14 protein-coding genes and 2 pseudogenes are annotated in these 14,960 nt (G+C 45.0%); 4 read left to right on the top strand and 12 right to left on the bottom strand.

Going from position 1 to position 14,960, the window contains the following annotated elements:
- Positions 1 to 2 precede the first annotated feature (2 nt).
- The gene (locus ABIC15_RS07480; protein WP_318094338.1) at positions 3 to 746 is read right to left on the bottom strand and encodes a class I SAM-dependent methyltransferase; all 744 of its coding nucleotides are present in this window, start codon (positions 744 to 746) and stop codon (positions 3 to 5) included.
- A gap of 156 nt (positions 747 to 902) precedes the next feature.
- Here ABIC15_RS07480 and ABIC15_RS07475 point away from each other — a divergent pair, with 156 nt between their 5' ends.
- Positions 903 to 1,808 (top strand): TerC family protein, encoded by a 906-nt coding sequence (locus ABIC15_RS07475; protein WP_131504005.1) that lies wholly within the window; start codon positions 903 to 905, stop codon positions 1,806 to 1,808.
- Positions 1,809 to 1,941: 133 nt separating this feature from the next.
- Here ABIC15_RS07475 and sstT read toward each other — a convergent pair whose 3' ends face one another.
- The gene (gene sstT, locus ABIC15_RS07470) at positions 1,942 to 3,213 is read right to left on the bottom strand and encodes a serine/threonine transporter SstT (RefSeq protein ID WP_354020296.1); all 1,272 of its coding nucleotides are present in this window, start codon (positions 3,211 to 3,213) and stop codon (positions 1,942 to 1,944) included.
- A gap of 367 nt (positions 3,214 to 3,580) precedes the next feature.
- Positions 3,581 to 4,051: a type II toxin-antitoxin system RelE family toxin gene (locus tag ABIC15_RS07465; protein WP_354020295.1), complete on the bottom strand. Its 471-nt coding sequence runs from the start codon at positions 4,049 to 4,051 to the stop codon at positions 3,581 to 3,583.
- Between the two features lies 1 nt (position 4,052).
- Here ABIC15_RS07465 and tnpB (ABIC15_RS07460) point away from each other — a divergent pair, with 1 nt between their 5' ends.
- Entirely contained in the window at positions 4,053 to 5,225 is a 1,173-nt protein-coding gene (tnpB, locus tag ABIC15_RS07460) for an IS200/IS605 family element RNA-guided endonuclease TnpB (protein ID WP_318094342.1), read from the top strand.
- 107 nt (positions 5,226 to 5,332) lie between these two features.
- Here tnpB (ABIC15_RS07460) and ABIC15_RS07455 read toward each other — a convergent pair whose 3' ends face one another.
- From ABIC15_RS07455 to ABIC15_RS07435, 5 genes are all read right to left on the bottom strand, one after another.
- Positions 5,333 to 5,650, bottom strand: a complete 318-nt coding sequence (locus ABIC15_RS07455) for a hypothetical protein (protein WP_012370208.1) — start codon at positions 5,648 to 5,650, stop codon at positions 5,333 to 5,335.
- Between the two features lie 237 nt (positions 5,651 to 5,887).
- The gene (locus ABIC15_RS07450; protein ID WP_012370207.1) at positions 5,888 to 6,058 is read right to left on the bottom strand and encodes a DUF6440 family protein; all 171 of its coding nucleotides are present in this window, start codon (positions 6,056 to 6,058) and stop codon (positions 5,888 to 5,890) included.
- Between the two features lie 207 nt (positions 6,059 to 6,265).
- A complete protein-coding gene (locus ABIC15_RS07445; protein ID WP_354020294.1) occupies positions 6,266 to 7,117 on the bottom strand; it encodes a hypothetical protein in 852 nt (283 codons plus the stop codon).
- 126 nt (positions 7,118 to 7,243) lie between these two features.
- Positions 7,244 to 7,477, bottom strand: coding sequence for a hypothetical protein (locus ABIC15_RS07440; RefSeq protein ID WP_354020293.1), 234 nt, complete (start codon positions 7,475 to 7,477; stop codon positions 7,244 to 7,246).
- Positions 7,478 to 7,493: 16 nt separating this feature from the next.
- A complete protein-coding gene (locus ABIC15_RS07435; protein ID WP_354020292.1) occupies positions 7,494 to 8,270 on the bottom strand; it encodes an ankyrin repeat domain-containing protein in 777 nt (258 codons plus the stop codon).
- 505 nt (positions 8,271 to 8,775) lie between these two features.
- Here ABIC15_RS07435 and ABIC15_RS07430 point away from each other — a divergent pair.
- A complete protein-coding gene (locus ABIC15_RS07430) occupies positions 8,776 to 9,417 on the top strand; it encodes a DUF3885 domain-containing protein (RefSeq protein ID WP_354020291.1) in 642 nt (213 codons plus the stop codon).
- A gap of 53 nt (positions 9,418 to 9,470) precedes the next feature.
- On the opposite strand, the gene ABIC15_RS07425 is transcribed toward ABIC15_RS07430, so the two are convergent.
- Together ABIC15_RS07425 and fabF are read right to left on the bottom strand one after the other, a co-directional pair.
- Positions 9,471 to 10,286, bottom strand: a complete 816-nt coding sequence (locus tag ABIC15_RS07425) for an HAD-IIB family hydrolase (protein ID WP_354020290.1) — start codon at positions 10,284 to 10,286, stop codon at positions 9,471 to 9,473.
- A 160-nt stretch (positions 10,287 to 10,446) separates the two neighbouring features.
- Positions 10,447 to 11,685: pseudogene (gene fabF, locus ABIC15_RS07420) on the bottom strand (beta-ketoacyl-ACP synthase II).
- 118 nt (positions 11,686 to 11,803) lie between these two features.
- Between fabF and ABIC15_RS07415 the strand changes: the two are divergent.
- Positions 11,804 to 12,642: pseudogene (locus ABIC15_RS07415) on the top strand (helix-turn-helix transcriptional regulator).
- Positions 12,643 to 12,973: 331 nt separating this feature from the next.
- Here ABIC15_RS07415 and tnpB (ABIC15_RS07410) read toward each other — a convergent pair.
- Together tnpB (ABIC15_RS07410) and ABIC15_RS07405 are read right to left on the bottom strand one after the other, a co-directional pair.
- Entirely contained in the window at positions 12,974 to 14,065 is a 1,092-nt protein-coding gene (tnpB, locus tag ABIC15_RS07410; RefSeq protein ID WP_354020289.1) for an IS200/IS605 family element RNA-guided endonuclease TnpB, read from the bottom strand.
- A 138-nt stretch (positions 14,066 to 14,203) separates the two neighbouring features.
- A complete protein-coding gene (locus tag ABIC15_RS07405) occupies positions 14,204 to 14,947 on the bottom strand; it encodes an SMI1/KNR4 family protein (RefSeq protein WP_354020288.1) in 744 nt (247 codons plus the stop codon).
- Positions 14,948 to 14,960: the final 13 nt, after the last annotated feature.

Raw genomic sequence — 14,960 nt, 5'->3', positions numbered from 1 at the left:
TTTTATGTTGTCGCGACAAGCGTGAATTCCCACGGGATGTTTTCCCCTTTCCACCCCGGATGTTCATCGAGTTGTTGAAGCGTAAAACCGCTTCGAATGACGGTGTTCACGATTTCACTCATCGTATAATGCCGCAATAGCACCTTCGGAAAATCAGCTTGTTCAGCCGGATCAAAATGGGATTGGTACGCAATTTTTTCTTCATATGTATTCTGATCGAAATAGCGCGGGATGTACTTGTCTTCATGAATACAATGTTTGATCGGATGATAATCACTCAAAATCAGTTTCCCGCCCGGCTTGAGCAAGGCAAATAAAATCGCCGTGAATGCCTCCAGGTCATGAAAATAATGTAATATCCCGCCTTCAAGATACAGGACATCGAATTGGTGCTGATAGGTATGCAAATCGATCTCATAAATATCGCCGACGACATATTCAATTTCTGTCCCGGCACAATCGGCAAGTTCAAGGGCATAGCGGCGGTTGTCTTCCGAAATATCAAAGACGGTGACGTCTGCTCCAAGCAACGCCAGTGGAACCGCCTTACGTCCGTTTGATCCACAGAGATTGGCAATTCGTTTTCCGACAACTTCTTCAAAATAGTTCTGATGTTTCTTCAGGCTTGCTCTCGGGTCGGCCATGATTTCTTTTGCCTTGTCCACCGGTGACCCGTCGCGTTGATTCCAAAATTCATAAGCACGGTATTCCCAGGCGGTTTTGTTACGTTCACTGGATTTTTTCATGTTTTCGTCTCCTTTTGAGTCTGATTATATTTTAAGGCAAAAAAGTGTCCAATTGCATTTCCAAAGAAAAACAGCACACTCATCGCTTTACTTTGAGTTCTTATGAACTTATAATCAAAATATGAAAAGCACATCACTTCAAAGGAGGAAGCGCTGTTGACACTATTGATTGTATTTTTAGCAATCGTCTTCATCATGCTCGCACTGGACCTTGGCGTATTTCACAGGAAAGCTCATGAGGTCTCGCTCCGCGAAGCCTGGACGTGGACGTTCGTCTGGATCGGACTCGCCGTCGCCTTTGGCGGTTGGTTGTTCTACGCGCAAGGTAGCGACGCCGCCATTGAATACACAAGCGTTTATTTCATCGAGAAAGCACTCGCGATTGATAACGTCTTCGTCTTCTCACTCGTCTTTGCGTACTTCGCGATTCCATTGAAGTATCAGCACAAAGTCTTGTTCTGGGGAATTCTCGGTGCCATTCTCTTCCGCGTCATCTTCATCGTCGCCGGAGTATCGCTTCTTGAGAACTTCGCATGGGTGTACTACATCTTCGGTGCATTCCTCGTCTACACGGGTTACATGATGTTTAAGAACATCGGTCAGGAAACGTCGCTTGAAGAAAATAAAACGATCCGTTGGCTTGAGAAGCGCTTGCCGATTACGCAAGACATCTCGTCTGGTAAATTTACGCAACGGATCAACGGTAAATTGTTCTTTACACCACTGTTAATCGCGTTGATCTTCATCGAAGTCTCGGATATCGTCTTCGCCGTCGACTCGGTCGCAGCAAGCTTCGCCTACTCGCGTGATCCGTTCATCATCTTCTACGCGAACATCATGGCGATTCTCGGACTCCGCAGTCTCTACTTCGTTCTTGCGAACCTGATTGACCGCTTCTACTACCTGAAACACGGTCTCAGCTTCATGCTCGTCTTCATCGGAGCGAAGATGATTCTCAGTGATGTTTACAAAATGCCAATCTGGATGTCGCTCGGAACGATCGTCCTCGTCATCCTGATCAGTGTCATTTACAGCTTTAAAAAGACAAAAGCACAAAAGTAACTTCGGTTAACCGCAGACCAGGAGGGAATCACGGATTCTCTCCTGTTTTTTTGTTCTCTTACCACAAAAAAAGGTGAAAGCCCATCCGTCAGCCTGGATGCCTTTCACCTTTTTATGATTTCATCAACACGAATCAGCTGTTGACGACTCGTTCAGTTGGTTTTTCCGCCATAATCGGCCGATTGATTGACAGTTGTTCGCCGTCTTTTAACCGCTTTTTGAATTCGGCTGTCGCTGTAAACAACACATCCGTTGAAGAGTTGAGTCCTGTTTCAAACGAATCTTGCAAGACACTGATGATGAATCCGACAGCGATGACCTGCATCGCAATCTCATTCGGAATGCCGAACAGGCTGCAGGCAAGCGGAATCAACAGGAGTGATCCACCCGCGACACCAGAAGCCCCGCAGGCACAGACAGCAGCTAACACGCTCAAGATGATGGCTGTCGGAAGATCGACCGGGATGTTAAGGGTGTTGACCGCGGCAAGTGTTAAAACCGAAATCGTTACGGCAGCTCCCGCCATGTTGACGGTCGCACCAAGCGGAATCGAAATCGCATACGTCTCTTTATCAAGACCAAGTTTTTTACACAGTTCCATGTTAACGGGAATATTCGCAGCCGAACTCCGTGTGAAGAAGGCCGTGATCCCGCTCTCACGGATACATCTGAAGACGAGCGGATACGGATTTTGACGAACGTTGATGAAGACGATCAGTGGATTGACGACAAGTGCAACAAACAGCATCGTCCCGATCAACAGGACAAGCAGTTGACCATAGTTGAGAAGGGATCCAAGACCATTTTTCGTAATCGACTCAATGACAATCCCCATGATACCAAGCGGTGCGAGTTTAATGATCCACCCGACCATCTTCGCAATCGCATCCGAGAAATTAGAAATGAACGTTTTTGTTGTGTCCGATGCATTTTTCAGTGCTAAGCCCAATACGATGGCCCACGTTAAAATCCCGATGTAATTACCTTGGACTAACGCATTGACCGGATTGTCCACCATATTCAGGACGAGTGTCCGGATGACTTCAACCGCATTACCAGGCGCAGCTAATTTCTCCGTGCTCTCCGTCAGCGCAATGTTGACAGGGAACAGGAAACTGAAGACGACAGCAACGGCTCCCGCTAAAAACGTTCCGAGGAGATACAGGAAGACAATCGACTTCATGTTCGTCTGTTGTCCTTTTTTATGCTGGACGATTGCTGCCATGACCAGGAAGAATACTAAAACCGGCGCAACGGCCTTCAGCGCGGAAACAAACAGTGTTCCAAAGATGGTGATGGACTGGGCAGCTTCAGGAATCGATACAGCTAAAATAATACCAATAATCAAACCGACTGCAATTTGCTTCACTAAACTGATTTGGTTCCACATCTTCAACACTTTCATACGTTCCCCTCCAGGTTCAAAACGAATAAGTTATTTAGAATTTGAAAAACAACGATTCTCTCTCCTATCCAAAAGACAGATAGTTTACTCGTTTATTTTTCTAAAAATCCTCTCAGTTTGTTGTGTTCTATTTTTACATAAATCCGGTGAAATAAAAACTAGTTTTTTGTAAGAAATCCGATTCATTTAAGACAAGGTGTTAAAAGAATCGGTATGCAATCGATTGCATTATTAAGAATGAGAAGTACTCTTTAAGGAACTTGTTCTTACGAAATAGAAATCAAAACTAATCGATTTTAACGACATACAAAAAGACAATTCCTCGTCCAATACAGGAATCGTCTTCTTTAATCATCACAAATTGTACTTACTTTTCTTTTCGATTTAACGCATTTTTATACACGCGTTCTCTCGTACGCTCACCAATTGCTAAAATACTAACAATCCCTTCAATCTCTTGCTGAATTTCCTGATCATCCGATATTTTTATGATCGTTAATTGCTCGTCACGAATCGTGTAAACGAGCCGAAGATTCAATGATTTGTACTTTAGCTTATAACAACCAGTTAATGGAGCACGTAGCGGTTCACCGTGATTTTTTGGATCAACTGCTAATTTCTCCTGTACATCAAGCTGAATAATTCGAATGATTTGTCGATCCAGTTTTTTAAGTTCTTTAACAGCTTTAGGGTGAAAATTAACTTTATCGAATTTAGGCGAGAATACTCCCACTTCTAAACGAAGTGAAAGTGGGAGATGAATCGCCAGCCTGTCTTTCGGGTATAGTCCTTTTAAAGATCCTTTTGTTTGAAGGTCCTTTTGAAGGAGGTGAAACATGGTGTTGAAGCACAAGGCCTACAGATTCAGAATCTATCCCACAAAAGAGCAGGAAATCCTGATCGCGAAGACGATTGGGTGTTCGCGCTTCGTCTTCAACCATTTCCTGGCGAAGTGGGAGGAAATGTACAAGACCACTGGGAAAGGGCTGTCCTACGGTTCTTGTTCCAAAGAAATTCCTTTGTTGAAGCAGGAGTTCGACTGGTTGAAGGAAGTCGATAGTACATCTGTACAGATCAGCGTCAAACATCTTGCCGATGCGTTCGACCGCTTCTTCAAGAAGCAGAACGATCACCCTCGTTTCAAGTCCAAGCGCCATCCCGTCCAGTCGTACACGACCAACATACAGGGCAAGTCTCAACTTCCTGAAGTCTCGATTGTGTGCAACAAGCTCAAACTTCCGAAGCTGAAATGGGTTCGTTTCGCCTATTCGAAACAGATCACAGGCCGTATCTTGAATGCCACGATCCGACGTAATGCGTCAGGCAAATATTTTGTCTCCCTGCTCGTCGAGCAGGAAATCCACGAACTGCCGAAGACCGGTTCATCTGTCGGTGTCGATGTCGGACTCAAGAACTTTGCCACCCTGTCAGACGGCACGATCTACAAGAACGACCGTTACTTCCGAACACTTGAGAAGAAGTTGGCGCGCGAACAGCGTAAGCTCTCCCACCGTCAACGAATCGCCCTGGCCAAGAAAGTGAGGCTTTCTGACTCTAAGAACTATCAGAAGCAGAAGCGGAAGGTGGCCCGTATCCACGAGAAGATCGCCAACAAGCGCACTGACTTCCTGCACAAGGTATCGACCGAGATCGTCAAAAACCACGATGTCATCGGCATCGAGACTTTGCAGGTGAAGAACATGCAGAAGAACCGCAAGTTGAGCAAGGCCATCTCGGACGTCAGCTGGTCGGAGTTCTTCCGCCTGCTCGAATATAAGGCGGGCTGGTACGGGAAAACCGTCGTGAAGGTCGGCAAGACCTTTGCTTCGAGCCAACTGTGCTCCAGTTGCGGCCATCAACACAAAAACGTGAAACATCTTGGCTTACGGGAATGGACATGCCCGAGTTGCGGGATCCATCACGACCGGGATGTGAACGCAGGACTGAATCTCAAACAAGAAGCCGAACGTATCTTAGCTTCTTCAACCGTCGGGACGACGGGGCTAGCCTGATCAGGTTTCGATCGTTAGGTCGGATAACTCAGGAATCCTTCACCTCTAAGTAAAGCGTAGGTGGAGGTAGTTCAAACACGAGCATTCCACACTTTCAACATTGATTTTTAGTCAATGCTCAGAGAAGCAAACACGTCGTCAGCATCAATGAATGTTTCCGGCGAATTTTCCGCATCTCGCAGACGAGAAAGAAGCTCAAATTCTTCAATTAAAGCTGCTTGTTTGACAATCATCTCGCTCATTTCTTCGAATTGATGAAAACCTACAACGACCGTATCAATTTCTCCTTGCGCATTAGTGACGAAGAGTGGCACCTCTTGTGCTTTTTCTCTTGTTTGTTTGAAAGAACGTGAGACAGCAGTCGTTGAGATAATTTGATCCGCAGTAAGCATCACAACCGACCGTTCTTTTGATTTCGAAATCATATAAAACTCCTCCTCAATCCCACTCTGCTCTTCACCTCGTTACAGTAATCTCAGTTTTCATAGATAGGCACCAGGCCATTGAAACGTTTAGATGAATGAGTGAAAAGCACGTGGATAGTTTTAAATATGATATAGTAGATAATTTCTTTACTTTAATAACTATATACATCGTATCGCACGTTTCAAAAAACGTATAGATAAACGTTTTAAAAGACACATAAAAATGTGTATAGAGATTTAATTTCTATCGACAACCACATTTCCTTCTTTGTCTAATAAGGGTGTCATGCCACTGAGACCAAGACCGCTTGTCATTATATAATTCACACCGGTCTCTGTATCGACGATGATTTTAATGATTCCTCCGCTCAGATGTTGTTTGGACTTCACGGTAAACCGCTTTTTCATTTCGTGCACACTCCTTGCTTCATTTTTTAATCAAGACGTATATTTTCTCGGGAACTTCGAGCTCATCAATGTTCAAAAGCTGTAACTCTAACATCATCTTCAACTCCCTGTCTTCTCCGCCCCAGCAGAATAGAGCTTAAAGTAAAAATAAGCATAACAATAACAGCATCCGAAAAGGATGCTGTGCATTGTAAACCAATTCTGTTGTTACTTTTCCGTCATGTAGACTTCAATAATTTTTGTGTATAACGCATCTAATTTCGCGTTTTCTTCAACCAGGATCGTTTCTTTTGTATTCACAAACAGTTGATTTGCTTCTTCAAATTTACCGGCGTAAACCAGCAGTCTGATTGCACCGCGTTTGTCTCCGACGATTTCTGATGAGTCTTCACGAGCATACAAAAGCCGATCATATACTTGATCCATGATTTCGATTTTCTCGTCTGCACTGAAGTTATTGGCATCCAGGTAGATTTTCAAACGATTGGCGTAGTCCTTATAGTCGAGTACGGTTAAAGCTTTTGTAATCGATCCGTACTGACCTTCAAATAACTTGATTTGCTTATTTTCGTAGTCAACAATCACTTTATAAAGAGCCTGTCCTTCTTTGGTCAACACCTTTTCCGCCTTCGTCAAACGAATCGTTTCTTTTTTCAAAGTATCAATCCGTTTGTCCGCAGCCTTTCTTTCCTTCTGCGTGTTCACTTCTTTAATCAGCTTTTTCAAGGCTTCCGCTTCTTTTCGTGCCTTCTTCCGGTCCGTCATATACTGTTTTGATTTTTTGTTATACGCTTCCACTTTAGCGCGGTACACAGAATCCGTGATATAGTCCGGTACTTTGATTCCACCCAGATTCCCCATATGGAAGAGTGTGCTGCCGTACGATGCTACGACTTTCGTTTGTTTGGCGCGATACTTTTTGTAGTCGAATTTTTTCTTGGCGACTTGAGTCGTCTTGGTCGAAGCGTCCGCTACATTGCTGTTAACTCCGACACCCGTCAATACAAGAGCCGTTACAAGCGTACTTGCCACCGCTTTACGAACCGTTACTTTTTTCATCCTGTCACGTCCTTTTTTATGTGGGTTGTGTTCCAGTTAGTTTCTATTCCAAGGAAATAAGTAAATATATTCCATACCTTCAGTTTATCATGTCCGGATGCTGTTGTTGAACAGAATTCATATGGATTACCACTTTATTTTGTCTGCCGGAATGACGAGATAGATTCCTAAAATAATCAAAATTCCGAACAGGATATAATCTGTTGTCGGTAAGCCCCCTCCCCAGGCAATATCCCCATCTTTCGTGACGATCATAGATCCCACAGCCGCAATCGTCTCCGTCATTTTATTGAGCTGGATGATCAGCATACTAAACAAAACCGTCTGGACGATAATCAAGACCCCAATCCATTTCTTCACATCGATTTCCTCCTGCTTAAGTTTGTAATAAAGCTACGATTTCCGGATAACGGTGTTTGACGGCAAAGTCGAGTGCCGTTCTTCCTTCCGCGTCTGGATGCTGTCGATTGGCACCGTGTTCCAACAATAATTTGGTGATTTCGGTTAAACCGTACTGACTCGCCAGCATTAAAGGGGTATTGTTCTCATTTAACGGATTTTCGATTTCAATGTCAGCTCCTGCTGCCAGTAATGCCTGTATCGCTTTGACATGTCCTTCCCCGACAGCCAGATGGAGCGGTGCGAAGCCGTTCCTTTCCATCCGGTTGACATCGGCTCCCGCTTCCGCCAGCATACGAATTTTCTTTATTTTTCCTTCTTGAGCTGCATAATGCAGTGGCGTATACCCTTCTCCATCATCTGTCTGCCAATTCACCAGTGCCCGGTCTTCCAGTAATCTTCGGAAAACCCGCTTGTTGCCGGAATGGGCAGCGATAAAATGCAGTGCCGTAAAGCCGTGCCCGTCAAAATCAAGGGTTGCATCGCGACCAATCAGTTGAATCGCGATTTCACCCTGCTTTTCATACAAGGCGAGATGCAACGGTGTCAGACCATCTTTATCGCGTTGATTGATGTCCGCCCTATGATCAAGCAACAGCTTGACGATTTCGTCGTACCCTTCCTCGATTGCCCAGTGCAGTGCGGCAGATCCTTCTTCATCGAGCGCATTCAAATCATCTCCGCGCGCGATACATGTCTTCATCTTTTTGATATTTCCGAAAAAAGCATAATCTTGAATGGATTTTTTAGGCATATTACACTCCCCTTTCAACGAGAATTTTCTCGTATGGATATTATTTACAATTAAAATCACTCATGTTAAGATAACAGTATGAACAAGAAGCGCTTGAGTACATACTTGCTCCAAGCAACTTTAATGTCGAAACATAGTGGGAGGGACATAACCAATGAAAAAGCAATTGGCTTATGCCGGTTCATTCGCGTTATCTATCATCGTAATCATTGCGATTCTTAAATTAGTCGGAGTTGATATTTAAACTATTGACTGACGTTTGACAATTTAAATTAATGTATACTGAATTGTAATATTAAGTGCTGCATTTATCCGAAAACAAAAAAGTCCATAATGTCCTTTGGATGAGATGTTACATGCTGATTCGCTAGGAATTCAATTCTTTTTTGGTAAATCGTTTTATTTTGCTTATGTATACGCTAACATTTTTATTTATCTGGAGGCATCATTCTTTATTTAATCCCATCAGAAAAGTACATAACGATCAATAAGAAAGGAAGTCCTTATGAATCTAAATGCTTATTTCCGCACTCACTTTGACAATCCAGATATTTTGGAAGAATCTTTTGCGGAGCGTCCGCTGACACTCAGTCTCGACTTGGAAAAAGGACTTTACCAAATTCAAGAGGATTCTGACGAACTGAACATGGCGTACTTTGAGAAGGTCTATCAAAAATCCCTCACTTTGTTTGAAGATCTGTTTCAAGAAGATGATCGTCTGTATCTCATTGTACGTGTCCGAAAAGAACTTTATTCTCCTGCAATGAAAAGTACGGAAATTTTTGAGCGTTTTCTCAAAAATAACAAGGAACGATACGCGATTGAGTTTGAAAAAAAGCATGTCCGTGGTGAGGAGGAAGTCATTTACCAATACGCCCGTTTGTTGCCGAGCAGACAGACCATTCGTTATAAAAAGTTGCTTCAAGCGATCTGTAATCAAGACTTTCCTGAGTTGTATCCCCGATTTAAATCAAGACAGACGTACTATCCCGAGATTTATTTTGTGAATCCGGGCAAAGACATCATCCTGTATATTTTTGACGACCGGGGTTGTTTCATTCTGCTCAATGAGGAAGAAACCTTTCACTGTCTGAAGGAAACATATAAATCGGATCAGTCAGATGGCTTTCCGATTGAGAAACCATGACATTTTAATTTGACTGTTTTGCCTCCATCTATTTCAGCTTTCCTTACGTGTCCTCAAGTTATCTTGATTTCCGCCTGTTCCTCGATCGTCCGCTGAATCGTTTGCAACACACTGTCCGCATCATTTGATCCGATTACGGCATGCGCCCGGGCCTTCAACTCCGGTACGGCATTACTGACGGCATAGCTGAAATCCGCCTGTTCAAACAGTTCCAAATCATTATAGCCGTCACCAAATGCCATCGTCTCATCCGGCCGGACCTGTAAGATCCGTTGCAATTGTTCAACGGTCGTTCCTTTGTGGACCCCATGATTCGCGATATCGATCCAGGCGGCTTCCGAGGCAACAAAATAAACACTATCCCGGAACGGTTCCAGTGACTTGACCGTCTCAAAACAACGTAACTTCGGATCATGAATGGTAATTTTGACAAAATCGTCTTCAATCGCCGTTAAGTCTGCGACCCGCTCCACCTGTCTGTACGATCCGCGGACGATTGCCCACTTCTCGTCTGAAATCGTCTCGCTGACGACTGCTGCTGTTTTTGTACAGGCGATGATCGTATGTCCGAGCTCCAGTTTCTCCAATTGCCGGATAATTTGACGACCGATGTTGTTCGGAAGCAGGGATTCATAAACGTAAGTACCCGCCCGTTTAATCCGCGTCGCACTGTCGCCTAAAATCCACATCCCGTTGGCGGCTTCCAAAAAGAGCTCTTCAATCCGTTCACACTGCTTACCGCTGACTGGTGCAAATTGAATATTGTGTTGCTTCAACAACGTCTGGATTTCTTGAAAAAAAGTCCGATTAAAATCGCCGCTACTGTTTAAGAACGTGCCATCCATGTCAGTCAAAATCAGCTTAATCATCTGTCGAATCCCCTTTTGAATACTCGATTTTGTAGCTTCCCCTTCATATTGGCTCACTGCTGAATTCGATGCAAGTGATACCCGGTCAAGACGGTGCCGAATAAGACTGGTCGTGACGAACTGTTTCCTGTTGCGTCCATCTCATTAAGAAATCAATCGGTTAGTCTTCGAATTTTTTTAAGACAATCGCCGCGTTATGACCGCCAAACCCAAAGGAATTGGATAATCCGAATGTCATCTCTGCGGTTCTGGCCACTCCCGGAACATAATCCAAATCACATACAGGATCTGCCGTTTCGAGATTGATCGTCGGTGGAATGATCCCCTACTGTAAACTCTTCGCCAAGGCGATCGCTTCCGCTCCTCCTGCCGCTCCGAGCATATGGCCAAGCATGGACTTGTTTGCTGTAACGGGAATCGTGTAGGCATGCTCCTGAAACAGTTTTTTGATGGCCAGCGTTTCTGACTGGTCGCCCACCAAGGTACTGGTTGCATGCGCACTGATGACGTCAATTTGACCGGCTTCGATTCCGGCACTCTGCAATGCCTTTTTCATGGCCAGATATGCGCCCTGACCTTCCGGATGAGTGGCCACTATATGATACGCATCAGAACTCGCTCCATACCCTGCGATTTCGGCATAAATTTTCGCCCCTCTTGCTAAAGCATGTGTCAGTGATTCGATGATTAAAATGCTCGCCCCCTCGGCCATCACAAATCCGTCGCGTCCTGCATCAAACGGACGGCTGGCTTGAGTGGGGGCATCGTTTCGTGTAGATAAGGCAGTCGCGTTTCCGAAACTCGCTAAAGATAAATCCGTAATGGCGGCTTCCGTCCCTCCTGCAAACATGACATCCGCTTCTCCCATACGAATCAGCCTGAATGCTTCTCCAATCGCTGTATTTCCAATGGCACATGCCGATACCGGCGACATCGTCGGCCCCATGGTTTTCCATTTGATGCTGATATGAGCCGCAGCCGCATTTGACATGATGGACGGTACTAAACTCGGACTCACTCTTCTCGTTCCCCGCTTATGCAGGACATCCACGTTCTGAATCAGGGTCTCGATTCCGCCTATTCCTGAACCGACATACACACCCATCCTCTCGGGATCCGTAGTAACGCTTTCTAATTCCGAATCTTCCCATGCTTGGGTTGCGGCTGCGAGTGCAAACTGTGTGAACCGATCCAGTCGTTGCGCCTCTTTTTTCCCAATGACCTGTTCCGCATCAAAATCCCGAACGATTCCAGCAATCTTTGCTTTATGCGGCGTTGTATCAAACGTATCAATCATTGAAATACCGGACTTTCCTTCAATTAAATGCTTCCAAAATGTATCGACATCATTTCCAATAGGAGAAATCACACCAACACCTGTAATAACCACTCGTTCCAAATTCCTCACTCCTCGTTATCGTATAGGGTAAGCATAGCTGTTTACTCTCCTATTACAAGTGGCTGTTTATCCTATTATAAATTATACTTGGATGGTGATTTCGATCGGAGGACAAGACATGAATGATAAAAACAGACTCGACGCACTGTCGACGTTTTTAAAAACCAAAAGAGCCGAGCTTAAACCGGAATCCCTCGGTTTTCCGTCCGGCACAAGAAGACGCACTCCGGGGTTACGCCGGGAAGAAGTAGCCCAATTAGCAGGCGTCAGCACGACGTGGTATACCTGGCTCGAGCAAGGCAGAGACATCAAAGTTTCGAGAAGTGTCCTGGATTGTGTGGCGCAGGCATTGTGTTTGAACAAGGATGAAAGGGAGTACCTGTACGATTTAACGATTGATGCGAACTCCGTCACTCCGCCTTTAAAAAAAGATCCATCCCCGATCAGTTCATCGCTCGAAAAATTTTATCGGACCTGACGTATTGTCCGACGATTGTCACGGACCGCTACTGCCAGATCATCGGTTGGAATACGGCGGCGGCCCACGTATTCGTAGACTTTGCAAACATCCCGGAATCTCAACGAAATTTAATCCGGCTTGTTTTTTCCCAAAAGGAATTTAAGGTACTGGCTGTTAACTGGGAACATTTCGCAAAAGGTTTTCTGTCCATTTTCCGCACCTATTACGGTCAGTATTCCGGAGACGAGTGGTATACCGCCTTTATCGAGGAGATGAGCAGCACATATCCAGACTTCCTGGAACTATGGACTCAAAGCCAGGTCAGTAAAGCACCCGAGATCATGATTGAATTTCGGCATGCAAAAGCCGGAAAGATGCTGTTTGATCTGACCTCACTGCAAGTTCAGGGAGAGACTGATTTAAGATGCAGTATCTATACACCGATGGAAGGCACGACGACGGAACAAAAGTTAAAACGTTTAATCGCCAACACTTAACATACGTTTGGCTTTTGCTTTGTATCTTCTTCAGCAAAAAACGTGAACTCTTCCCCTACGCTGTATTTAGCGTCGGGAAGAGTTCACGTCAGTTGATTTCAAAGCATTATCCTGTTTAGATCCGTTTTCGGTTTCGCTCATATCCCGTGACCCAGCCGTGTAACATCATTCCGATGATGCCCCACCCAATCAGGACGAGTCCGACGAGCGGTGAACTACTCACCACTTATTTGCTTCGCAAATTGAAGTGGGAGCTTCTTGGGAAGACCGTACTTTTACGAGCTACGGTTATTGACCAAGCTCATCGGGTGGTTCCCACCCTGAAGGGGTTTCAGTCTGCTAACAGCAACAAGTTGATACTTGCGTTGATATCTCGATCATGATGCGCACCGCAAGTGCATGTCCACTCGCGCACATCCAACGTTTTCTTCTCGCCTTTCGTTCCACAAGAAGAACAGATTTGCGTTGAGGCGTACCATTGGTCCGCTTTGATCAGTGTTCGTCCGTAGAATGTGCATTTATAGGCCAACTGCCGGACGAACTCATACCAACTGACGTCTCCGATCGATTTGGCGATCGTATGGTTCTTCATCATGTTCTTCGACTTCAGTGTCTCGACGACGATGACTTGGTTATCGTCAACGATCCGTTTCGACAGCTTATGAAGAAAATCTTGACGCTGATTTACAATCTTCTCATGCTTCTTGGCGAGGATGATCCTCGCCTTGTCTCGATTCTTACTCCCCTTTTTTTTGCGGGACAAGGCACGTTGTGCCCTCTTGATCTTCTCTTCGGACTTTCGAAGGAAACGAGGATTGGCAACTTTCTCAGAAGTCCACTCGTCGTTCGTCATGATGGCGAAGTGTTCCAGACCAAGGTCGATTCCTACTTTATTCTTAGCGGGAACCCATCGCTCTTCGGTCTGATTGACAAGAATGGAGATGAAGAATTTCCGGGTCTTCGTCATCGAGACCGTCGCGGACTTGATGACGCCAACGAACGGACGGTGTTGCTTCAACTTCACGAAACCAATCTTAGGAAGTTTCACCTTACGATCTTCGATTCGGATGCTCCCCTTCAGATTATTTGTTGTGTAAGAGGCACGGGCGTTGTGCTTCGATTTGAACTTCGGAAACCCGACAGACGGATCTCGAAAAAAGTTGGTATACGCTTTGTTCAAATCCATCTGAGCGTTCGCAAGAGACAGGCTGTCGACTTCTCTGAGGAAAGGGAATTCCGGCTTGTACTTCGCCGGGGTTGGGAGCTTCTGTTTCGCGTTAGGGTTCAGTTTCGAATCTTCATACAATTGGATCCGCTCTTCAAGCATCTTATTGTAGACGAAACGGACACAATCGAACGTCTTCACGAAATATTCTTGTTGGGGTTTCGTCGGATCGAGTCGAAACTTGTACGCCTTCAGCAATGCAATCACACCTTTCCTGTTGATTCGTTACACTGATTTTATCAAACAATCTCAGTCTTGAAAAACAGGGCGATTCATCTCCCACCTCCGCTGGGCTTCTCCCTGAGACGCTTAGAGGTGGGAGAATTCTCGCTAAATTTAGTTAAAACGGGATCCGCCTTCATGACGCGACATCAACCGTTCTTTCCCAGACTTCCCTTCGTAGATCGAGACGGTATATTCGTAATCTGAATCAGTTTTTGAGATCGGATATTCGATTTCGACCCGAACGGAATCGACGAATTTGATTGGCAACGGTGGCTTGACGTCTTCTTTCGGAGTATCTTCTTCGACGAAATAATCATCCTTCTCAATGCTGAAGTCTTTAAATTCCCAAAACACGTCTCCTTGGGCAATGATTGAATACTCAAGGAACGTTCCGAAATTTTGACCGATTGGATCGGCGTCCTCGGTCGATAATTCATGGAACACCCAATACATATATGGTGTATCCTCCGTTTTTGCAAACTCACGGTGAATCAACAGATAACCCTCATTGATTTCCCCAATTACCCAGTAATGATCGAAGTCCTCATGAATCAACTCATATTCGATTGCCTCATTCGTCGCTTCAATCACCCGCTCCAAGGAATGCAATACCAGCCCCAAACCGTCGTCAAGAATAAACAGATCCGCTCCGTCATGCAATTCAAGGAACGTTTGGTATTCACTCGGCAATTTTTGATTAAATTCGGCTTCGAATGCCGCAAGTGATGCTGCCGTCACCGGTTCCGGAAGATTGAATTTCGCCTGCCCGATTTCATTGTACTTCCGTTGAATGAACGTTGATCCATGACTGATTTTCTGCTGAAGCCCACCGAGTACTGCTGCGATTTGATTCATATCATTCTCTCCC

The sequence above is a fragment of the Exiguobacterium sp. PvP048 genome, assembly GCF_040549175.1.
Taxonomy (GTDB): domain Bacteria; phylum Bacillota; class Bacilli; order Exiguobacteriales; family Exiguobacteriaceae; genus Exiguobacterium_A; species Exiguobacterium_A artemiae.
Note: the sequence above shows the minus strand (reverse complement) of the source record. Positions and strands in the feature narration are given on the sequence as shown.